This window comes from Cryobacterium sp. Sr3 (assembly GCF_004402835.1).
GTDB classification, from domain to species: domain Bacteria; phylum Actinomycetota; class Actinomycetes; order Actinomycetales; family Microbacteriaceae; genus Cryobacterium; species Cryobacterium sandaracinum.
Map to the genome: position 1 here is coordinate 26,829 of NZ_SOFA01000037.1, position 20,385 is coordinate 47,213.

21 protein-coding genes and 2 pseudogenes are annotated in these 20,385 nt (G+C 65.9%); 9 read left to right on the forward strand and 14 right to left on the reverse strand.

Translation table 11 applies throughout. From position 1 onward, the window contains the following. Positions 1–2 precede the first annotated feature (2 nt). Positions 3–980, reverse strand: coding sequence for an HNH endonuclease (locus tag E3N94_RS11445; RefSeq protein ID WP_134570272.1), 978 nt, complete (start codon positions 978–980; stop codon positions 3–5). Positions 981–1,498: 518 nt separating this feature from the next. Here E3N94_RS11445 and E3N94_RS11450 point away from each other — a divergent pair. Next, complete coding sequence (locus E3N94_RS11450) at positions 1,499–1,846, forward strand: SRPBCC domain-containing protein (protein ID WP_134570273.1); 348 nt, start codon at positions 1,499–1,501, stop codon at positions 1,844–1,846. 368 nt (positions 1,847–2,214) lie between these two features. Here E3N94_RS11450 and E3N94_RS11455 read toward each other — a convergent pair whose 3' ends face one another. Beyond that, positions 2,215–3,048 carry a shikimate 5-dehydrogenase gene (locus E3N94_RS11455; RefSeq protein ID WP_104102272.1) on the reverse strand — a complete coding sequence of 278 codons (834 nt, stop codon included), beginning with the start codon at positions 3,046–3,048 and terminating at the stop codon, positions 2,215–2,217. A gap of 60 nt (positions 3,049–3,108) precedes the next feature. Then, positions 3,109–4,119 (reverse strand): LacI family DNA-binding transcriptional regulator, encoded by a 1,011-nt coding sequence (locus tag E3N94_RS11460; protein ID WP_134570280.1) that lies wholly within the window; start codon positions 4,117–4,119, stop codon positions 3,109–3,111. A 170-nt stretch (positions 4,120–4,289) separates the two neighbouring features. Between E3N94_RS11460 and E3N94_RS11465 the strand changes: the two are divergent. Further along, a pseudogene (locus tag E3N94_RS11465) lies at positions 4,290–5,434 on the forward strand (ATP-binding cassette domain-containing protein). A 284-nt stretch (positions 5,435–5,718) separates the two neighbouring features. On the opposite strand, the gene E3N94_RS17255 reads toward E3N94_RS11465, so the two are convergent. Further along, positions 5,719–6,609: a hypothetical protein gene (locus E3N94_RS17255; protein ID WP_134570274.1), complete on the reverse strand. Its 891-nt coding sequence runs from the start codon at positions 6,607–6,609 to the stop codon at positions 5,719–5,721. A gap of 586 nt (positions 6,610–7,195) precedes the next feature. Here E3N94_RS17255 and E3N94_RS11475 point away from each other — a divergent pair. Continuing rightward, positions 7,196–10,078 carry a sensor domain-containing phosphodiesterase gene (locus E3N94_RS11475; protein WP_134420345.1) on the forward strand — a complete coding sequence of 961 codons (2,883 nt, stop codon included), beginning with the start codon at positions 7,196–7,198 and terminating at the stop codon, positions 10,076–10,078. A gap of 83 nt (positions 10,079–10,161) precedes the next feature. Here E3N94_RS11475 and E3N94_RS11480 read toward each other — a convergent pair. Next, positions 10,162–10,296, reverse strand: a pseudogene (locus tag E3N94_RS11480) (SDR family NAD(P)-dependent oxidoreductase); the annotation flags it as partial. A 183-nt stretch (positions 10,297–10,479) separates the two neighbouring features. Between E3N94_RS11480 and E3N94_RS17520 the strand changes: the two are divergent. Further along, on the forward strand, positions 10,480–10,608 hold the full coding sequence (locus E3N94_RS17520; RefSeq protein WP_255453057.1) for a hypothetical protein: 129 nt from the start codon (positions 10,480–10,482) through the stop codon (positions 10,606–10,608). A 15-nt stretch (positions 10,609–10,623) separates the two neighbouring features. Here the strand turns inward: E3N94_RS17520 and E3N94_RS11485 are convergent, their stop codons facing one another. The 4 genes from E3N94_RS11485 to E3N94_RS11500 form a co-directional block, all read right to left on the reverse strand. Beyond that, positions 10,624–11,097, reverse strand: coding sequence for a Dps family protein (locus E3N94_RS11485; protein WP_104102258.1), 474 nt, complete (start codon positions 11,095–11,097; stop codon positions 10,624–10,626). A gap of 97 nt (positions 11,098–11,194) precedes the next feature. Continuing rightward, positions 11,195–11,581 carry a hypothetical protein gene (locus E3N94_RS11490; protein WP_134570275.1) on the reverse strand — a complete coding sequence of 129 codons (387 nt, stop codon included), beginning with the start codon at positions 11,579–11,581 and terminating at the stop codon, positions 11,195–11,197. Then, a complete protein-coding gene (locus E3N94_RS11495) occupies positions 11,574–12,176 on the reverse strand; it encodes an Asp23/Gls24 family envelope stress response protein (protein ID WP_104102691.1) in 603 nt (200 codons plus the stop codon). The genes E3N94_RS11490 and E3N94_RS11495 overlap by 8 nt, the downstream gene beginning before the upstream one ends. Then, positions 12,173–12,751 carry an RNA polymerase sigma factor gene (locus E3N94_RS11500; protein WP_104102253.1) on the reverse strand — a complete coding sequence of 193 codons (579 nt, stop codon included), beginning with the start codon at positions 12,749–12,751 and terminating at the stop codon, positions 12,173–12,175. Before E3N94_RS11500 ends, E3N94_RS11495 begins: the two co-directional genes overlap by 4 nt. Before the next feature lie 123 nt (positions 12,752–12,874). Here E3N94_RS11500 and E3N94_RS11505 point away from each other — a divergent pair, with 123 nt between their 5' ends. Both E3N94_RS11505 and E3N94_RS11510 read left to right on the forward strand, forming a co-directional pair. Further along, the gene (locus tag E3N94_RS11505) at positions 12,875–13,066 is read left to right on the forward strand and encodes a hypothetical protein (protein WP_134343431.1); all 192 of its coding nucleotides are present in this window, start codon (positions 12,875–12,877) and stop codon (positions 13,064–13,066) included. Beyond that, positions 13,063–13,236, forward strand: a complete 174-nt coding sequence (locus E3N94_RS11510; protein ID WP_104102246.1) for a CsbD family protein — start codon at positions 13,063–13,065, stop codon at positions 13,234–13,236. The genes E3N94_RS11505 and E3N94_RS11510 overlap by 4 nt, the downstream gene beginning before the upstream one ends. Positions 13,237–13,255: 19 nt before the next feature. Here the strand turns inward: E3N94_RS11510 and E3N94_RS11515 are convergent, their stop codons facing one another. The 4 genes from E3N94_RS11515 to E3N94_RS11530 form a co-directional block, all read right to left on the reverse strand. Continuing rightward, entirely contained in the window at positions 13,256–14,230 is a 975-nt protein-coding gene (locus E3N94_RS11515) for a magnesium transporter CorA family protein (RefSeq protein WP_134343430.1), read from the reverse strand. A gap of 36 nt (positions 14,231–14,266) precedes the next feature. Continuing rightward, on the reverse strand, positions 14,267–15,757 hold the full coding sequence (gtfA, locus tag E3N94_RS11520; RefSeq protein ID WP_134415656.1) for a sucrose phosphorylase: 1,491 nt from the start codon (positions 15,755–15,757) through the stop codon (positions 14,267–14,269). A 211-nt stretch (positions 15,758–15,968) separates the two neighbouring features. Beyond that, positions 15,969–16,166: a hypothetical protein gene (locus tag E3N94_RS16755; protein WP_174776131.1), complete on the reverse strand. Its 198-nt coding sequence runs from the start codon at positions 16,164–16,166 to the stop codon at positions 15,969–15,971. Positions 16,167–17,338: 1,172 nt separating this feature from the next. Then, positions 17,339–17,542: a hypothetical protein gene (locus E3N94_RS11530; RefSeq protein WP_134373238.1), complete on the reverse strand. Its 204-nt coding sequence runs from the start codon at positions 17,540–17,542 to the stop codon at positions 17,339–17,341. A gap of 186 nt (positions 17,543–17,728) precedes the next feature. Here E3N94_RS11530 and E3N94_RS11535 point away from each other — a divergent pair, with 186 nt between their 5' ends. The 3 genes from E3N94_RS11535 (at position 17,729) to E3N94_RS11545 (ending at position 20,270) form a co-directional block, all read left to right on the forward strand. Then, complete coding sequence (locus E3N94_RS11535; protein ID WP_134570277.1) at positions 17,729–18,463, forward strand: TetR/AcrR family transcriptional regulator; 735 nt, start codon at positions 17,729–17,731, stop codon at positions 18,461–18,463. Positions 18,464–18,616: 153 nt separating this feature from the next. Then, the gene (locus tag E3N94_RS11540) at positions 18,617–19,813 is read left to right on the forward strand and encodes an acyl-CoA dehydrogenase family protein (RefSeq protein WP_166790106.1); all 1,197 of its coding nucleotides are present in this window, start codon (positions 18,617–18,619) and stop codon (positions 19,811–19,813) included. Between the two features lie 253 nt (positions 19,814–20,066). Next, entirely contained in the window at positions 20,067–20,270 is a 204-nt protein-coding gene (locus E3N94_RS11545; protein ID WP_104171714.1) for a hypothetical protein, read from the forward strand. On the opposite strand, the gene E3N94_RS11550 is transcribed toward E3N94_RS11545, so the two are convergent. After that, the coding region (locus tag E3N94_RS11550) for an integrase core domain-containing protein (protein ID WP_166790036.1) at positions 20,267–20,385 on the reverse strand (119 nt) is incomplete at its 5' end. The two genes, E3N94_RS11545 and E3N94_RS11550, sit on opposite strands and share 4 nt — an antisense overlap.

The window sequence follows — 20,385 nt, forward strand, 5'->3', positions numbered from 1 at the left end:
AGCTATGCGAGGACCTTTGAGTCCTTCGTTCGGTTGCACCGCCAGCAGAGCGTCTGGAGATTTTCGGGCGTGCTGAGACCGCCTTTGGACACCGGCATGATGTGGTCGACCTCGAGCAAAAGGTGCGGCTCGGCAGCCACCGAGACGCTGCATTGCAAGCAGACGTAGCGGTCGCGCTGCTTGATCTCGCCTCGGAGTCGCACCGTCATCAGCGTGCGCTGCCCAGCGGCCGACTTCGTCCAGCGGATCTTCTGGACGAGCGTCGCGGACAGTGCATCAAGGGTGGGAGTGTCGAGTGCGATGGTCGATGCCTGACCGCTGTTGCCTCCTGCGGAGGTGTACTGGAATTTGTAAACCGGGTACGGCACCTCGATGGGCGACAGGTGGGCACCGATCTGGTTCCAGAACTCGTCGGTGTGACGCTTGAGGATGAACTTCGGCGGATTGATTCTCGCGGTGATCTCTGCCTCGCGACCCTTGACGTTGGAGACCGCCTCCTCCAGCCGCGAGATGTCCTCGGCGACACGCTGAACGTCAGCCAGGGTCTCCTGGTCGGCCTTGATGGAGAAGTACTTCATGACGTACTTGATCGGCTCGACGCTGGCATTGCGGACGACCTGGAGAGATGTGTTGTGCACTTGCGGCGCGTAGTCGGAGACGTTGCGGTCGCGCCGATTGTTCCACGCCGAGTTGTTCTCAAATGTGGCCAGGTGCGCATACTGACCCGCTGAGGACGCTCCCAGCTCAAATGAGCCCTGTGAGCGGATCTCGGCCACGTAGTTCACGACCTCGTTGTGCTCGGCGACAACGACGGCGATCTCGGATCGCAATGTTTGGAACTGGTCGGAACTGAAATAGCGATCCTTGCGGACCTTCCAGATGATCGGGCTGGCGATCAGAACCAGTGCAAGCGCGGCCAAGGCGGCAACTCCGCTTCCGGTGGTTCCGCCAAGGACGAGGGGCGCCGCAATGAGCAGCATGATTTAAAGCGGTTTGGGCATGATGCCATCTTTCCGTGATGTGACGTAGACAAGCTCATTCTGGCGGGCACTTCTGACACAAATGTCTCTTATCCAGCAAAAACGGGTCAACACTTCCAGTGGAAGCGAGGCAGAGGGCAGAGGAAACTCATGCGGGCTGGCGGCTGCGGATTAAATGACGATGCACGGCCAGGGATGCTCGAACGGCCGCTTTTCGGCGCTGCGAATTGTCCTGCTCGTGCGATGGAGTGATGAGTGACGAGTGGGTGCGCGCGGTTATGTTCGGAGCGGCGGGTCGAGTTCTGCGCCGTCTGCGGCGCCGGGTAGCACCTTGAGTGGCCAGTTGGCCTTGTAGTTGGAGTGGACATCGCGGTCCCGACGTCGAGTCGTTGAACATACCGGCCCCATGCCCGTTTGGGCAGTCGGGTTGCCTTGCGTTGCCTGCGTGGCACGGTCCGCAAGGAACTTAGACCAACCACTAATGCGTTGCCACTCGCGTTCACGGAGTTCTCCCGCCCGTGAACAGATACGCAATCATGGGTACGCTCGAGCCCGGTGCTACCGGCAGCATCGACTGGGACGACTACGGCAGCTTCCCGATCGAAATCACCGAGGTGGTGCCCGACGGCTCGTTCGGCTTCCGTTGGTCGGGAATCCCCGCAGAAGAGCTCGACGAGTACTCGACGCACGTGCGCTTTACCATCGCCGATGCTGGTAACGGGACGGATGTCACGGTGATCGAATCGGGCTTCGACACACTCCCCGGCGGCACCCGCTACCGTCGCGAACGTTTTGAGCAGAACCGAGAGGGCTGGGACGTCGTACTCGACGAGCTCGCGATTTTACTCGAGGGTGTCACCCAGTAGTTCACGATTACGGGGGAGTCGCTCGACGAGTTGGCCACGTTGCTCGGCCGGTAGAGGATTATTTGACAGAGCGCAGAGGATGTTCGCGAAAGTACCAAAAAATTGCCCACTGATTCAGTGGCCTGTGAGTTATAGGAACAGCACGCCACAGGGTCGTGCTCAGAACTGGTTGATTCTGGTCTTAGAACAAGTCTTAAAACGAATGGCCTCCGAGATTTCGGAGGCCATTCGTCGTTACCGGGGTGGATTGTCCTCGTGGGGAGGCGTTTCCTGACGAGGATCCCCTGGAGGCAACGAGGGCCCCGGTCAAGTCACGTGAACGCCGACTGAAGCAACCTGCTTCGGCGTCGACTTGGTTCAGGCGCGCGCTACCGTGCGTGAGTGCGGGCGAAGGCGGATGCCGCGGCGACCTGCTCCGGCCCCGGCCGCACCCCGGTGTAGCGCTCGAACTGCTCCGCTGCCTGCAGAGCGATGACCTCGGCCCCCGTGATCACGGTCTTACCTGCCGCGCGCGCGGCCAGGATGAGCGGAGTCTCCGCGGGCAACGCCACCACGTCGAACACGCAGGTCGCGTCGGCGATCACCTCGGCGGAATAGGACAGGTCGTTCGCCTCGGCACCGCCGGTCATGCCGATCGGGGTGACGTTCACGAGCAGAGGTGCGGTGAGACCGGTCGGCTCGGCCGCCCAGCGGTAGCCGAGCTCGGTGGCGAGAGTCCGGCCTCGGGCCTCGTTCCGGGCGATCAAGGTGCCATGCTCGAACCCGGAATCGCGGAAGGCCGCGGCGACGGCCTTCGCCATTCCGCCGCTGCCGCGGAGCAGGAACGGAGTGGTCGGGTCGAGGGCGCGCGCGCGGATCAGATCGGCGGCGGCGATGTAATCCGTGTTCGAGGCCCGCAGGCAACCGTTGTCGTTGACGATCGTATTGATCGACGCGATGGCGCTCGCCGAGTCATCCAACTCGTCGACCAGGGCGATGACATCTTCCTTGAAGGGCATCGACACGGAGCAGCCACGGATGCCCAACGCACGCACGCCGCCGATCGCGGCGGCAAGATTCGTCGTGGTGAACGCCTTGTAGATGAAATCGAGCCCCAGCTCGGCGTACAGGTAATTGTGGAAACGCGTGCCGAAATTGCTGGGCCGGGCGGCCAGGGAGATGCACAGGCGGGTGTCTTTGTTGAGCAGGGGCTGCAGTGTCATGCGGTCAAGTTTAGGAGCGGAATCGCCAGCGGATGCCCGGGCGGAAGGAGCGGGACCCAGTCAGCCGGCGGTGGACTCCCGCACGATCAGCTCCGGTTGGAACTCGATCTGCTCGTGCACGAAATCGTCGCCGCCGGCGGCTTCGCGCAGCAGCAGGTCGACGGCCGTGTGGCCGATCAGGGCGCTCGGCTGGTGGATCGAGGAGAGCGGCACGATGGCTGCCGCCGCGAAAGCGATGTCGTCGTAGCCGATGAGCGCCACGTCTTCGGGGACCCGCACATCGCCCAGCATGCTCAGGGCCTGCAGCACGCCGATGGCGAGCAGGTCGTTCGCCGCGAACACGGCGTCCGGCCGGTCGACCGGGTCGCGGGCGCGCAACTGCTCGCCCACGAAACGCCCCTGCAGCACCGAGAGGGACTCCGTGCTGATCACCTCGAGCGACACGTTCGGATGCTCCCGCACGGCCTGCCGCGCGCCCTCCAGCCGGTCGGCAACCTGACGGATGCTCTGCAGCCCACCCACGAACGCGATCCGGGTGCGCCCAATCGAGGCCAGGTGCTCCGCGGCGAGGTGCCCGCCGGCCACGTCGTCGACGGCCATGGAGGAGAAGCTGTGGACGGCCGTCTGCCGGTCGACGGGAACGGTGGGGGTGCCGCGGGCGCGCAGCCGCATGAGCCGGTCCCCGACCTCGCCGAGCGGGGAGATCAAGACGCCGTGCACACGCTGCTCTTCGAACAGGTCGAGGTAGGCACTCTCTCGGTCGATGTTCTCGTCGCTGTTGCCGAGGAGCAGGGTGAGACCCTCTTCGGCGGCCCGGTCCTCGGCGCCGCACGCGACATCCGTGAAGAACGGGTTGGCGACGTCGAGCACGACGAGCCCGATGCTGCGGCTGCGGCCGGCCCGCAGTCGCCGGGCAGCGTCGTTGCGCACGAAGCCGAGGGCGGAGATTGCCGTCTGCACCCGCTCCACGGTTGCCGGGGAAACCTTGCCCGGCCGGTTGAGCACATTGGAGACGGTGCCGACCGACACCCCGGCGCGAGCCGCGACTTCGCGCACACTCACCGTTGCCATCGTCACCCTTTCGCCTTGCGCTTTGCTGCCTCTAGGTGACGTGTAGAGCACCGCGCCGCAGATTGAAACGACTCAATACACGAGACCCATTCGAAGTCTCGGTTGAATCTCTTTTGGGGGATTGCACTTTTTCTGCTGTTGACGGGTGCCCCAACCAATCCTTATATTCGCTGAATACACGTTCTCTGAAACGATTCACCCTTGTCGGTGCCGTTGAGCCATTCGGACCGGTCGTCGCCCTCGCAGACGGGAACATCGAAATCCTCCCCGGTGAGATCCATGCCCTGGTCGGCGAGAATGGGTCCGGCAAGTCCACCCTCGCGAAAATCCTGGCCGGGCTCTACCGCCTCGACGCCGGCGAGTTCCAGGTCGACGGGCAGCCGGTGTCGTTCCGCACCGTGGCCGACAGCAAGGCCCCGGGCATCTCCGCGATCTGTCAGGAACCCACCCTGTTCCCCGACCTCACAGTGGCCGAGAACATCTTCATTGGGCGCCAGCCGAAAGGCCGGCTGGGCCTGATCAGCCGGGCCGCCCTGAGCACGGCCGCCGCGACCTGTTCGACCAGCTCGGCGTGCGCATCGATCCCAACCGAGCGGCCGAGGGACTGTCAATCGCCGACCAGCGGGTCATCGAGATCGCCAAGGCCATCTCCCAGGGCGCCGCGGTGCTCGTCATGGATGAGCCGACCGCCGCGCTGTCGGACATCGAGGTGGAGCGCCTGTTCCAGGTTGCCCGCAACCTGCGGGCCCAGGGCGCGAGCATCCTCTTCATCTCGCACCACTTCGACGAGGTGTTCGCCCTCTGCGACCGCATCACCGTGATGCGGGAGGTCGCCCCGGTGGGCGACACCGTGCTTTCCGTGAAGGGGCTCGGCCGCGCCGGCCTCTTCGCAGACGTGACCTTCGCCGTGGACGACCCCCGTTTTCTGGCACCCGGCGACATGCCGGCGCGCATCCGTTCCTACTGCGCCGAGCACGGCTTGCCGGTGCCGGGCACCCCGGTCGAACTCATGCGCAGCATCGTCGAGAGCCTGGCGGCTGCCTATGCCGAGACCCTCCGGGTCGTGAGCGAGCTGTCGGGAAGGAGCATCCGCGCGGTGCATATCGTCGGCGGTTGGTCGCAGAACGACCTTCTCTGCCAGCTCACCGCGAACCGAACGGGGCTGACCGTGCTGGCCGGCCCCGTCGAGGCCACCGCGATCGAAAACGTGCTCGTGCAGGCCCGTGCCCAAGGTCTTGTGACCGGAAGCCTCGACAGCCTGCGCGCCCTGGTCGCCCAGGCCTCCGCCCCACGGCGCTACCGGCCCACGGCCTGACGTGCGCCGGTGCTACCTGCCTCGGGGCAGAGCCGCCCCGACTGGCTGCCGTGCGCCCCCAACCAATTCGACGGAGATTCTGCCAAAATCCGGCCATTCCCACCGAGAACGGGCGGTCTAGAGCAAAATCTCCGTCGAATTCGTTCGGCGTCGGACTGGACTGTCGCCCTCGGTCCGCGGTCGAGAAGGGGCCAGGGTGGATGGCGCACAGGGGCGCCTACGTCCCGGTGGGGTCCGGGCGGTGATGCGTGATCAGGATCGGGTCGATCGCGCGAGGCGGCCGCTCAGGCCCAGAGGCCGATGCTGAGCTGGAGGCGCGCGTGGCTGCCGAGCACCGCCTGCCCCATCGGGACGATGGGAACCGGCAGCTGCCATTGCCCGTCGCTGGACTTGCCCGGTGCCCAGTCGAGCTGGTTGGGCAGCTCTGCTTGTTCGGCGATTCGAACGGCGAGGGTGCTGTTCCACTCCCAGATCACGCTTCTGGCCGCGCCCTTGTCGTTCACCTCGACGTCGACGATGAGCGTGTCCTGCCAGTCCGCGATCTGCTCGAGGTGTCCCCCGAAACCGAGGATGCCGCCCGTCTCCTTGAGTGAGATGATCTTGAGGTCGAGGGCGTAGCGGCACTTACGCACGTTCTTCGGCTGCAGGAAGATTGTCATCGACGGGACCGGTGACAGGGGCCCGGCGATGCCCTTCTCCGTGGCGTTCAGATCGATCGGGCAATAATGATCGGCCGTCTGCTCATGAATAAGCGCAGGCACGCCACGGATGGCCAGCCTCGCCTCGCCCTGCCAGATGCGGTCGTTGCGATCGAGCTCCACCCCGTGCGGGGCGACCTCCACCCTCAACCCGCCGAACAGGAAGCGGGAAAGGTTCTGGTACGTTTCCTCGGAGTTGACCAAGCCGTATCGACCCGAGTGGAAGCGATGGATGTAGGCCCGCGCGCCCCCGTAAACGTAAGCGTTGCGGATCGCGACGAGACCATCGCTCTGCACGCCCATGACCGCGGATGACAGCCCGGCGGCCACGGAATAATCGCGTGAATTCGTGCCGACGATGCTGAGGATGCGGGAGGGAGGGAAGGAGCCCACCATGCGCCGGGGGTCCCACCGGCCCGTTTTCGGGTCGGTTTCCCGGGCAGGGTCGTGGGTGGCCGACAGCATGTACTCCTGCATGTGCCGGGGGAGAAGCTATCGCTGCCCAGCGGCCCGAACCGGTCCATGAGCCAGCCCCCGATCGGCCCGCCGAGCTCGGGGGAGATTCCTCCATGCGGGGTCCCGATCGTGCAGAGTTTCGACACCGCTTCGGCGGGGTCGGCCAGTTCGCGCTGCAGGACGGTGCGGCAGATCAGCCCGCCCATGGAGTGGGCCACGAGGTAGACGGGTGGTCCGCCGCGAGTCTTGGCATGCACCAGATCGATGAAATCGACGAGACCCCGGGCCGCGCGGCCGATGTCGTACGATTGCGGCTTGACCCCGAATGTGCCCACGCGGCGTCGTGGAACTGGTGGATCCAAACGGAGTCCGGTTCCAGCGTTCCGGGATAGGCATTGATCAGGACGTTCTGCTGTCTGCAAAGCCTCGCACATAAATGACGGGGTAGCGCTCGCTCATCGCGTCTTCATTCGCGCGTCACGTGTCACGACAGGAAGTCTTGGTGGCACGATTGGAGGCGTTCGACAAGCGGATGACGGTCCTGAACCGATTTCCGCGCTTACCCCACGCCGAAACCCGTCGATAAAGAGTTGAGAGGTGCAAGACGATGGACACAGAGCCGCGCGAGACCGCAAACACAACCATTAGCCTACTCCTGCGCCACGTGCGTGAGCGCGGTGGGGAGGGAGCCGTCATCGAGGTGCTCGCCCGGGCGGGCGTACAGCAGGATGCAAAGACTCTCCAGAACACGTCCGCGTGGGTCAGCTACGCCACCCGAATCCGGCTGTTCGAGGCCGCAACCGCAGTGCTCGGTGACCCGAACACCATGTTCACCGTGGGCACCGGTGCGGTCCGCGGTGACGTCCAGCCCGTGCTGGTGCAGCTCCTGAGTGTGTTCGCCTCACCTGGAGCAATTTTTCGCCAGCTGCCGCGCATGGTGCCGAAGTTCACCACAACGTCGACGATGGATGCAGTCCGGGTCGGACAGACCAGCGCGACCGTGCGCTACCGCCTCCACGACGGCTATCGTCCGTCCCGACTCGACTGCCAATACGCCCAAGGACTGTTTTCGTCCGTGCCGGCCATTTTCGGACTCGCCCTTGCCCACATCAGCCACCCGCAGTGCCAATCGGACGGCTACCCGGCGTGCGAATACGTGCTGACCTGGTCAACGCGGGTGCGTTGGTGGTCCTGGCGCACGCGGAGTCGCTGGGTCGACGCATCCCTCGGCGTACTGCGCGACAAGGTGCGGGAGGTGCAACTGGCCGCGGCTGACCTCGTTAGCAGCGACGATGTCGACGAGGTGCTCGCCCGAATCGTCGATCGCGCCGCCTCCGCCGTGCTCGCGCCGTCGTACCTCCTCATCGTCGAACCTGCCGGGGGCGGCGCGCCGTTGGTCCGCCACCGAGGGCTTGGCGACGAACGTGGCGCCGATCTCGTGGCACGGATGCTGCGCGGCGAGCAACTGGGCGAGCGCGCGCTGGTCGTCGACATCGCCTCCAATCGCAGGGTCCACGGGCATCTGGCCGCCGTGTTCACGGAGGGACACACCGCGATGCTAGGAGATCGGGCCCTGCTCGAGGCCTACGCCGGACACGCGGCCGCGGCCCTGGACCTGTTCACGGCTCTCGAGGAATCCCGCCGGGAGGGAGTTCGCACGACCGCACTGCTCAACCTCGCCCACCAACTGGCGATCAGCGACAGCGTCGAGGCGATCGCGGAAGTCATCGCGTCGGCACTGGCGGCGATCGTCGGCAGTGACGCGGCATCCGTTCTCCTCTGGAACGCCGACCTTGGTGAGCTTCGCCCTGCCTCAGCCGTCGGTTTCGAGCCTGCCGATCGCGAATTCTTCATGCGTACGACGCTGACTGTGGAGCAGACGCCGGAGCTTCTCGGCGTTCTCAGACGGCAGGAACGCGTTCTGATCACGGCTGACGACGCCAGCCCGGCCCTGGCGGAGCTGCTCCGTGCCATCGGTTCACACAACGTGGTCGCCGTTCCCCTTCTCGCCGGGGATATGTTGATGGGCGTCGCAACGGCCTGCTGGGTTGCCCCCGTCGCGGCCGAGGTCCTGGCGGAGGCCATCACCCTGATCGAAGGTGTCAGCCACCAGGGAGAAACGGCCATGCAAAGGGCCCGGCTGCTCGAGACCGTGAGGCACCAATCCCAGCACGATGCCTTGACAGGCTTGCCCAACCGAGCGCTGTTCGCGCTGCTGCTCGACACCGCCCTGGCAGAGTGCCAGCCTCACAGCCGAACGGCGGTGCTGTTCTGCGACCTCGACAACTTCAAACGCGTCAATGACCGGCTGGGCCATCGCGCCGGGGACGAGCTGCTGCGGCAGGTCGCGGCTCGCCTGCGCGCCGAGGTTCGAACCAATGACACTATCGGCCGCCTCGGCGGCGACGAGTTCGCGGTGCTTGTCACCGATCTCGACGGCGAAGATTCGGCCATCGAGCTGGCCCACCGAGTAGTCGGCTGCCTGAATCCCCCTTTCCACCTGGCCGGCCAGCACGTGCGCATCTCCGCCAGTGTGGGTGTTGCCTCGCACAGTGGACAGGGGGGTCGCGGCGAGCAGCTCCTCGACGCGGCCGACGCCGGGATGTACGACGCAAAGAGAACGGGACGGAATCAGATCGCCGTCGCCCGCACCGAGGTGCCGGGCAGTGCATCATCGAACCCGGAATCACCGGGGGACACCGACACGTCACTGCTGGTCGAGCTGGCCCGTGCCGTCGAGGCGAACGAGATGAGGCTCTACTACCAACCTGTCGTGGACATCTCCCGTTTCGGCGAGGAGACGGTGGTGGGTGCGGAAGCCCTCATCCGCTGGGCGCACCCGCGACTGGGCGTTTTGGCCCCGGGCGCCTTCTTGCCGCTGGCGCAGGAACGCGGCCTCATCACCGAGATGGATCTGTGGGTGATCGCGACCGCGTGCCGGGACGTGGTCGAGTGGCCGCAGTTAGGCGCTCGGCCTCTAGGCGTCGCGGTCAACCTCGACGCCGCCACCCTTCTGGACTGCCGACTCGTGTCGACGGTTCGCACGGCTCTCAACCGCAACGACCTCGCACCGGAGCGACTGACCCTCGAGGTGGTGGAGAGCAGGTCACTGGTCGACCTCCCCGGCATCGTCGAGCGCCTCGTGGAACTGCGCCGCCTGGGCATCCGCATTTCCCTTGACGATTTCGGCACCGGCTTCTCGACCCTGGCCTGGCTCAACACCCTTCCCGTCGACCAGATCAAGATCGACCGCAGCTTCATTCAGGACCTTCCCAACGCCTCCTCCGTCTCCCTCGTGCAGGGAATCCTGGCGCTGGCGTCGAAGCTCGACGTGGAGGTGATCGCCGAGGGGGTGGAGACCACGGAACAGCTCGACAGTCTCCGCACCAGCGGCGCCGTGCTTGCCCAGGGCTACCTGTTGGGCCGCCCGAGCGCGACCTGGGACCCGATGGCTGGAAGCGCGGTTGCGGCGGCCCGACGCGGGGCATAGCGCACGAGTCCGGGCGTGCTCGCCCCAGATCGCGGCCTGGCCGCCGTCGGCCGGCAGGACGGCCAACTGGTTTATCCGTTCGGGGACACATCGCTCGCGATGACCCGGGCACCCTCGCTGGCGAAACGGATGGCCGGGGCCCGGCCGAGCCCGGACCCCGCACCGGTCACGATGGCCGTCTGGCCCTGCAAACGGTACGGGGCGAATGCGGGAGCCATGGAATCCGAACGAGCTGGCGCTGATCGCCTTGCGGCTCTTCCGGAAGCGCGAATTCGATGCCTGCAGCGGGGCGGACGTCGCATCCGCCGCCAGGGCCAGCCGGCGCACCCTGTTGCGTCACGTCACGTCACGTCACGTCACGTCACGTCACGTCACGTCACGTCACGTCACGTCTAGGTCCGATGGCGGCACACGCCTTGTCGGCGGCGGCTGATGCGGCCCCGTTCTGGTGGGTCGAATTCAGCGTTGGAGAACAGCAGGCGCTCGTCGGCCAGGTGATCGATCGGATCGGCCGTGCTCTGGGCGACTGAATGCAGTTGGCAGGCTCAGGCCAGCATGCTGCGCAGCATCCACGCCGTCTTCTCGTGCACGTCGAGGCGACGCACGAGCAGATCGGTGGAGACCTGGTCGGGCGCACCCTCGGCGAGGGGCAGCACCTCCCGGATGGTGCGGGCCGTGGCCTCATGGGCGGCGACCAGACGACGGAGCATCTCCGGGGCATCCGGCAGGTCGGTGTCCTCGCGCACGACGGCGAGCTCGGTGAACTCACGGTAGGTGCCCGGCGCCGGGGTGCCCAGTGCACGGATGCGCTCGGCGATGTCGTCGACGGCCAGGGCCAGCTCGGTGTACTCGTCCATGAACATGGTGTGCAGAGAGTGGAACATGGGGCCAACGACGTTCCAGTGGTAGCTGTGAGTCTTGAGGTACAGGGTGTACGAGTCCGCCAGCACCCGGGACAGGCCGTGAACGATCTTCTCGAGCTGCTGATCCGGGATACCGATGTCGATTATCTGACTCACTGGTGACTCCTTAGGTCGTGTGGGTATTCACGCTACACACCCGGGGTGTGACGCCGCCGTGAGGACCGGTGGCCAACCGGAGTGACCGCGAACCCGGTCAGTCGATCCGGGCCACGGTGACCGCGATCTCGGTCACGACCGGGTTACCGTTCTGGTCGAGCTGATCTGTGATCGCATCGTGCACGCGGCGGCTCACGTCGGGGGCCTCGAAGGGTGCGGCGACGCCGATCTTGACCGCGATCTTCAGGCCGCCCTCCCTCTCGGAGACGGAGACGGAGACGGAGCTGGTCGACCGCGGCTTGCCGGTCACGGCTTCGACGGTGGTTGCGATCACCGAGGCGACCACGGTTGCCACGAGCGGGGCTGCCGAATACAGCGCATCCACGCCGGGGACTGCCAGCACCGCCCCCTCGAGTTGAGCGGTCAGCTGGGCCGGCGTCCCGGGGTCGGGCGGCGGCGCTCCAGGTGCAAGGGCGTCACTCATCGCTGCTCGCTTTCGCTTTCGCCGGCGGGGGTACGGGTTGGTACAGGTCGCGGATGGTGATGTCGACGGCCTCGACGGCGAGTTCCGTGTGCTGGCTAAGTGCGGTGTAAAGAGCCTCCCGGAGCTGCTCGGCGAGCGGTGGAATGTTCTTGCCCTCCAGAACCGTGGCATCCACGCGCACGGTGACGGGTGCGCCGGGCTCGCTGACCTCGCCGTCGAGGCGGCACCGGCCGACGATGATGTTCGGCACGCCGTCACCGGCGGCACGCAGAATGCCGCGCACCGCACCTTCGGTCACGCTCAGGCGAGCGGTGGGGGAGGGGTGGCTGATCGGGATGTCCCGGCCCGCGCGCGCCTCCAGATTGATGTGCTGCAGAATCGAGTTGACCCAGCTGTCCTCGCGCTCGGATTCGCGCTCCACGTCTTTCCGGAGCAGGGCGCGCTGCGTGCGCCGGAGCCGCTGCATGCCGCGCAGGGCGATCTCGCACTCGGGGAAGCCGTCGATGCTCGGGTCTGCGGGGGTGCGGTCCCGGTCGAGGTAGTCGCTCAGTTCTTCGAAGGTGTGGCCCGCGAGCTCATCGGAGGGGTTCATCATCGCCATTCCTCCATCTCTTGGAGCAGAGTCTTCCGAGCTCGGGCGAGAAGCCCACGAACCGTTGAAACGGGAAGTTCCAGTTCCTCCGCGATCTCGCCGTAGCTGCATTCCGCGAGTTCTCGCAGCATCCAGCAACGGCGCTGGTCCTCCGGCAGATCGCCGAGGACACGCGTCAGAGCTTCGGTTTGAGACTCCACCTCCGCCAGTCTATGGGGGGAGTGGCTCTCCGGTGCCGGGGCGTCGGTGAGATCGACGTTGAGGTGCGGACGCCGGGCACGTAGCCGGTCGACGCTTTTCCGGCTCACGATCCGCATCAACCAGCTTCTGACGGCGGCGCCGTTGTCGAGGGTGGGCAGCTGCTGCCAGGCGGTGATGAAGGACTCCTGAACGACGTCGTCCATCTCGTCATTTGATCCCAGGACCCGGCTGGCATACACCCGCATCAGCGGGCCGTAGCGACGCACGAGCGCCTCGAACGCCCGAATGTCCCCGTCGGCGGCGCGGTCGGCCAGGGTCTGGTCGGTGAATGACTCAAACGGAGATGCGAGCGGTGCCCGGATTGGGGTCGTTGGCATCATTTCTCCACCCTCTCACCCGCCGTGTCCAAAAATTACTTGACAAATCCGTGTGACAAATATGCCACAACACACGTCGTATTACTGACAGCCTTTGTCAGCCGCAGAACGGAAGGATTCCCGATGTTCCACTCACCCGCCGTCGACGACAGCATATCCGCCGGTGCCGTCATGCCCACGTTCGATTCGTTGCTCGTCGGTCCGGCCGATGATGATGATGACGCCGGGGACTCGACGGCTGCGACCGCATACGTCTGGGGCACGCGCGCCTGGCTGCCACCGACGCAACACCACTGGAAAGGGAAGACACTATGAGTGCATCCGACAAGATCGAAAACGCCGCCCAGGACCTCAAGGGCAAGGCCACTGAGGCCGTGGGCAAGGTCACCAAGGATGATTCCAAGGTTGCCGACGGCAAGGCGGAGCAGTCTTCGGCGAGTGTGAAGAAGGCCGGCGAAAACGTCAAGGACGCTTTCAAGCACTAAGTTCTTCACGCATGGAGCGTCAGATCCAGTCGTTGCGCTTGAACAGCACGTAGAGAAGTGCCGAGAGCCCCACGATCAGCGCGGCCGAGCTGTAATAGCCCAACGGCTGGGCGAAGCCGGGGTAGGGCACGTTCTGCCCGTAGAAGCCCGTGATGGCTGTGGGCACGGCGATGATGGCTGCGTAACCAGTCACCTTCTTCGTGATCACGTTGAGCCGGTTGCCTTGAATCGCCAGATTCGCCTCAAGGATGGCGGTGGCCTGGTCACGCAGGCTCTCCGTCCATTCCATGACGCGAAGCACATGGTCGTATACGTCCTGGAAATAGGGACCCATTTCGTCCCGCAGCAGGTGCAGATCGCGCCGCAGCAGCGTGTTCACGACCTCGCGCATAGGAAGGATGACCCGGCGTATCGTCACGAGACTCTTGCGCAGTTCGAAGGAGGCCCGCTGCACCGCTTCCTGCTTGGTACCAGGCAGGAAGAGTTGGTCCTCGAGTTCTTCGACTTGTTCGTCCAGCGCTTCAACGGCGTCGAAATAGCCGTCGACGAGGTGGTCGAGCAGCCCGTGCAGGAGGAAGGCCACTCCGTTCCGGGCCAGATCGGAGGCCGAATCCCAGCGGGCCACGACGGCCTCCAGGTCGAAGCCTTCAGTGTGCACGGTCACCAAGGCCCGGTCGGTGATGAACACCGCGATCTCGTGCGTGGTGACCTGAGCGGTCGCCACGCCGAATTCGGCCGAGTACGCGGACAGGAACAGGTGGTCGGGGTAGCGGTCGAGCTTGGGCCTCTGCCGCAGCGTCAGGGCGTCTTCGACCGCCAGCTCGTGCAGGCCCAGTTCGCCCGCGAGGCTGACGAGATCCTCTTCGCCGGGATCGGCGAGGTCCACCCAGACGACGGCGCCGGACAGGGCGAGGTGCTCAGACACCTCGGCGAGCGGGAAATCCTCGTCGACGAGAGAGCCGTCGCGGTAGCAGCGGGTACGGGGTGTGGGCACACTCCAGTCAAGCCCGATCTCGACCGATCGAATAGGTCAGCGCGCGGGGGGCTCCCAGGCGGCGACGGATGTGACGGTGTCGAGCACTTGCGTGCGTCCGGCATCCGTCAGCTCGATGCGGAGGCTCGGTGAGTCGAGCGTCATGGCCACGGTGAGTCGCGCGACGGCGTCCGTCCCGGTCCAGAGGAGTTCGAGTCGGTCGTCGCCGATGGCCGTCCAGGAGAAGTCGCCGTCGAAGGCCGGGTGCGTGCTGCGGATGCGGGTCAGGCCGAGCTGGGCCCGGGTCACGTCGGTCGCGAGGGCACGTTCGACCTCCTCCGCCGTGTAAACGTGGCGGTTGACGTCGCGGCCATTGCCGGTGCGCTCGAAGAGTTCGGTGTCGTCGAGGCCGCCGAGCAGTCCCACGTAGTACACCTGCGGTCGGCCGGGCAGGAAGTGCTGCACGGCGCGGGCCAGAAGATAGGGCACTTCCTCGCCGCCGAGGACGCTGTAGAACGTCGCGTTGATCTGGTGCGGCAGCGTGAACCACTCGGGCACGACGGATGCGATGGAGGAGTGGCCGTGTGTGGCACGCTCCGCCCGCGCGAAGATGTCGATCATCTCGGCCTGGGTCAGCAGGCCCGGCTTGTCGCCGATCGGGCCCGCGTCGATGACGCCGATACCGTCGTGAGTGTCGAGCACGGTGATGGCGTTCGCGGGGCGGATCTTGAGCCAGTCCGCGAGGCGGTCAACGGTTCCGGTGCCGAGCGAATGTAGAAGCAGAGGCGCCAGCGCGAAGTCGTAGACGCGGTCGACCAGCGGGGCGATCGCGAGCTGCTGGCTGTAGTGCGCGTGCACCTCGACCAGCACCTCGAGGCTCTCCTCGTGGGCCATGGCCACGACCGTGCGGGCGAACTCGAGAGTCTGCTCGGTCATGAAGCTGTCGGTTCCGGGGGTCTTCACGGCGTAGCCGACGGCGTCGAGCCGCACCGTTGTGACGCCGCCGGCGGCCAGCGTCTGCAACACCCGACGCAGATAGGCGAGGGCTGCGGGGTGGTGCACGTCCAGGTCGACCTGGGTGGGCATGAAGGTCGTCCAGACGAGGTGACGGCTGCCGTCGGCGCCCTGGTAGGCGGTGAAGGGGAGTCCGGGTCGCGGCCGGTAGAACGCCGTGATGTCCTTCTCGGTGCCGCCGTTCGGGAACACGGTGTCGAAGGTGAGGAACATGCCCTCGGAGGTGGAGGCGGTGCCACGGGCCAGCCAGTCGATGAACTCGACCGACGAGGAGGAGACGTGGTTGACGATGAGGTCCGCGGTGAGCCCGCGCGTGCCGGCGAGGCTGCGCATGTCGTCCCAGGTGCCCAGTCGGGCATCGACCGCGGCGTGGTCGATCGGGTCGAAGCCGGCATCCGCGCCGTCGAAGGGAACGTAGAACGGCAGCACGTGCACGCTGCCGAAGGCCCTCAGCGGGCCGTCGAGCAGCGTCTGCAGATTGTGGATGGTGCCGCCCAGGCGGTCGGCGTAGACGAGCAGCTCGATTGTGGTCATGTTCAACTCCGGTTCGACTCGGCGCGGCAGCGAACAGCACCGATTCAGAAGTTACGGCACCCGGTGGGCCAGGGCAATTCCGGCTGTCCTTCAGGCTGTCCTTCCGGCGGCTCCCCCTCGGTGGTCGAGCGTGCGAGACCCTGGAGACCCAACCCGGCCAGGGACCCCGTGACGTTGGTCGAACCGGTCGAGCCCAGGGCCCAGTACCCCCTTACTCGTCGTCCCGGGTTGCGTTCTTCCGTTCGATGGTGGCCGTCATGCGGGTGCGAGTGCGGGTGCGGGTGTCGGTGCGGCTGTCGGTGTCGGTGTCGGTGTCGGTGTCGATGTGGGTGTGGGTGTGGGTGTGGGTGCGGGATTTGGTCGTGTTTCGCCCTGTGTGGGGCCCGGTTTCGAGCCGGGGTGGTGCCATGGTCTGTGCGGCTCCGCGCAGCATGCGGATGGCCCGTCGCTCCGCGCGGGTAAAGCACGCTCCGGTGCGCCCCGGGCGATGATGCGTCCGCCATCGTTGATCACGGCCTTCTGTTGGCCGCCGTTGCTGATCAGATCTCTGACGGCGAGTGCGTCGGGCGTGGACCGGTCGGCGACCTCGGCCGCTGCCGCCACCCGAACCGCGTCCACCCGTCTCCCGTGGACCCCGACCGCCGCGGTCACCTGCAGCAGGTCGTCGTCGTCGAAGCCGCGCACCGCCGAACACCGCCGAACACCGCCGAACACCGCAGAGACTCCCCACGCCCCACCGCGAGGGTCTGCCACTCAGCGACCGCGCGGGCCGCCGCGGACGGGCCGGGCACGGCAACCGCTTCGAAGCTTTCCCAGAGGTTGATCACAAACAAAAGGTTACCAAAATTAGAACAAAAAAACGAGGGTCTTTCCTATTGTGGATAAGTGCTGTTCGAAATCTATGTTCAATTTGACCGGTACGCTTCGATGAGCGAATCCGGACGGCTGTGGGCGATGATGGATCGCGAATTGGGGGTTTCGGGGCGGTTGTTCCTGGTGCCGACGTGGACGAGCAGTGGACCGCTACGCGGGATCACCGTGCGTGCCGAACGCAGTGTGCCCGAACGTCCTGCTCCGAGTCCGAGGCCGTGCGGCAACGCCGCTGAACGAATTCGACGGAGATTTGCGCCAAAATGGCCCTAGACACTGCTGAACAGCTGTTTTTCAGGAAAATCTCCGTCGAATTGGTTCGACAGCTGACCCGGCGCTCCGCCTGTGCCGACAGGCATCCCCGGGGTGTAGTCAGCTCTGGCCCCTCCGGGAGCTACGCGACCGATCGATCAGGACCCTCTCGTGTGGTGCCGCGGAGCGTCCTGGTCGGCAAGATTCGTCCAGTGCTTCTCTGAGCCGCACTCGTCGCACAGGAACCAGATCTCTTCATCCGCCAGGGTGTCGGTTGCCACGGCTCGGGTTCGCATGAGTCCGGCGCACGCGGCCTGCTGGCACTGGGGATTGAAGTCCATGTATGGAGCGCTCTCTCTCGGCGCGGCAGTTTGCCGTCTGTGTTGACCGTGCCGGTGACGTTACTCCGATTCGGCGTGTGCGACCAGAGCTGAGGTGGCGGAGCCACTTTTGCGGGTGCTATGCGCCGAGGCGTCGTGCCTTGAAGCCGAACACCATCGCCTCAATGCTTGGAGCGAGCAGCACAAGAACGGCTCGGGAGGCCGGCCAATGCTGTTGCCCCCAGCGGGACCGGCTCCTCGCCGCCGCGCTCGTATCCCGGCAGCTCAGCAGGGCATCACCCAGGAGTGCGGCGTCGACAAGAAACACCGGCAGGAAGGCCACGGAAATCCAGAAGGCCGTGAGGGCGCGGCGCCCCGCGCGGCGCCTGCTCTGCCTGGGTGCCGGCCTGCAGCGGCCATGGTCACTCCTTCGCCGCCGTCAGCTTGCCCGTCCGTGCCGCACCGGGCAAGCGGGGGTGGCCTGTCAGGGCATCCGTTCGTGCGCATTCCATGATAATTTCACCTGACCATGTCAGACCTGCCTGCCGAATCCTCCCGGGCTGCCGAGCCGCTCGGGCCGCAGAGACCTCTCTCGCGGGTCGAGGTTGCCGACATCGCGGTTCGCCTGTTCCAGGAGCACGGCTATGAGGCCACGAGCACCGTGGACATCGCCGAGGCGGCCGGGGTCTCGCGCAGCACCTTCTTCCGGCAGTTCCGGTCCAAGGACGACGTGATCTTCGCCGACCACGACGAGCTGGTCGCCCGTATCGACGAGCACTTCGCTGCGACGCATTCGGATCCCTGGCTGGCCGTGTGTGAGGCCGCCGCCATGGTCTTCGAGCGGTTCCGCGAGCGACTGGAGATCGTGCGCATCCGGGACCGGGTCCTGCGAGAGACCCCCGTGCTGCGGGACCGGGAGACCATTATGGCGATCCGGTATGAACGGATGTTCGCCAGCTACCTGCGCAGCACCGTGCCGGGTGTGCCGCCCCTGACTGCCATCCGCTTCGCGGCCGCTGTGACGGCCACCCACAACTTCGTGCTGCGGCGCTTGATCCGGGCGACGGACAACGTCGGCCCGTATTCGCTGGCCGCCGAACTCACCGAGGTGCGACGGCTTTTCCACCTGGATGCCGCGGAGCCAGGTCCCGAGGCGCGACCCGCGAGCGACGTGGTCGTCGCCGTCTTCCCGGCCGCCACGGATCCCACCGAACTGGCTCGCGCCATCGAGGAGCGGCTGCGCGCCCAGACGCGCTCCCGCTGAGACTCAGTATCACTTGACCTGAGACTGAGTGTCAGATAGAACTTGTACCTGGGTATTTTCTGACCGGCGCACGAGGGCATTCATTCCCTGGTGCCGGACGACATCAGCCGATCAGGCCTGCCCGACTTCGCTGTCCTCCACGAAAGGGAAACCGTGCCCGACTACGACGTATCCACGCCCCTCGACACCGACTACTACGGCGTATTCGCCGACGTGCCTCAAACTGACCGGGCCTTCTGGGACCGCGCCCGCAGTTTTGCCACCGAGTCGCTGGACGAGTTGACGACTGCGTGGGACAAAGCCGAGTACCCGCTGCACCTTGCCCGTAGACTCGGCGAGCTCGACCTTCTCACCGACGGTGTCGTCGGCCCCGGACTGAGTCCCATGTCGCCGCTCGCGGCCGGGCTCGTCAACATGGAGATCTCCCGCGGCGATGGCTCGATGGGTACCGTGGTCGCCGTGCAGGGCGGGCTGGCCCTGCGCAGTATCGCCCTGCGCAGTATCGCCCTGTTCGGCAGCCCGGAGCAGCAGGAACGCTGGCTGGTGCCGCTGGCCCGCGCCGAGAAACTCGGCGCCTTCGCCCTGACCGAACCGGACCACGGCTCCGACTCGGTCGGCCTGGAGACCACCGCACAGCGCGACGGCGACGAATGGGTGCTCAACGGCGAGAAGAAGTGGATCGGAAACGGCTCGGTCGGCGACGTGACGGTGGTCTGGGCTCGCGACGACGACGGCAATGTGCGCGGCTTCCTGGTGGAACAGGACACCCCCGGGTATCACGGAGAGACGATCACCGGGAAGGGGTCCCTGCGCGCCATCCACCAGGCTCGGATCACCCTCACGGATGTGCGGATCCCGCTGGACGCCGTGCTGCCGGGCACCCACACGTTCAAGGACGCCTCCACGGTGCTCTTCGCGACCCGGCTCGGAGTGGCCTGGTCGGCCCTCGGCCACGCCACGGCGGTGTTCGAGGCGGCTCTGAACTACTCGACCCAGCGCATCCAGTTCGGTAAGCCGCTCGCCGGTTTCCAGCTCGTGCAGGAGCGCCTGACCATGATGCTGTCCCGGCTCACGTCGATGCAGCTGCACTGCTTGCGTCTGGCTGAGCTCGACGGCGCCGGAACGCTGCGCCCGATCCAGGCGTCGCTGGCGAAGTATCACAACACCAGGGCGGCGCGGGAGATTGCGTCGATGGCCCGTGACATGCTCGGTGGCAACGGCATCCTGCTCGAAAACCACGTCATCCAGCACCTCGCCGACATCGAGTCGCTGCACACCTACGAGGGCACCGAAAGCGTGCAGTCGCTCCTGATCGGGCGGGACCTCACCGGGATCAGCGCCTTCCGCTGACCCGATTGCTCGGCTCAGGACTCGGTCGACCTGTGGTCGACGGATGTCGCCGCTCGCGGGCCGGGCGGGTTTCGGTCAGGTGGATGAAATGACCAGTACTCGACATTGTGGAGACATTCGGCGTCTGCCAACGTACGCTATGACGCAATCACTCAGCCCGGCCGCACCAGAACGTGCCAGAGAACACGGGCAGCACTGCGCGCAACCGTCGTGGGAAACTCGGCCTGTGCGCCTGAACCAGGAACGCAGATCGATGACCGACAAACACCTCACCGACGATCAGCTGTTGCTCGAAACGGATTACACCAGCTACGCCAGCTCGTGCCGCGACCCGCACATCACCCCGACGAACGACCTCGTGGAATGCCGACGGCAGAGCGGCCATGACGACACGCACGCCACCAGGTCCGGCCTGCGCGCCATCCGCTGGGCAGTGCCGGAGCCACACGCGGCCTAGCTGTTGTTCCCACTGACGTTGTGAGCACGGTTGATGGGTGATTTGCCGCCGATGCCGGTATGGGGTCTGTGGTGATTGTAGCTATGGATCCAGTCTTGGTAGGTGGCTGCTCGGG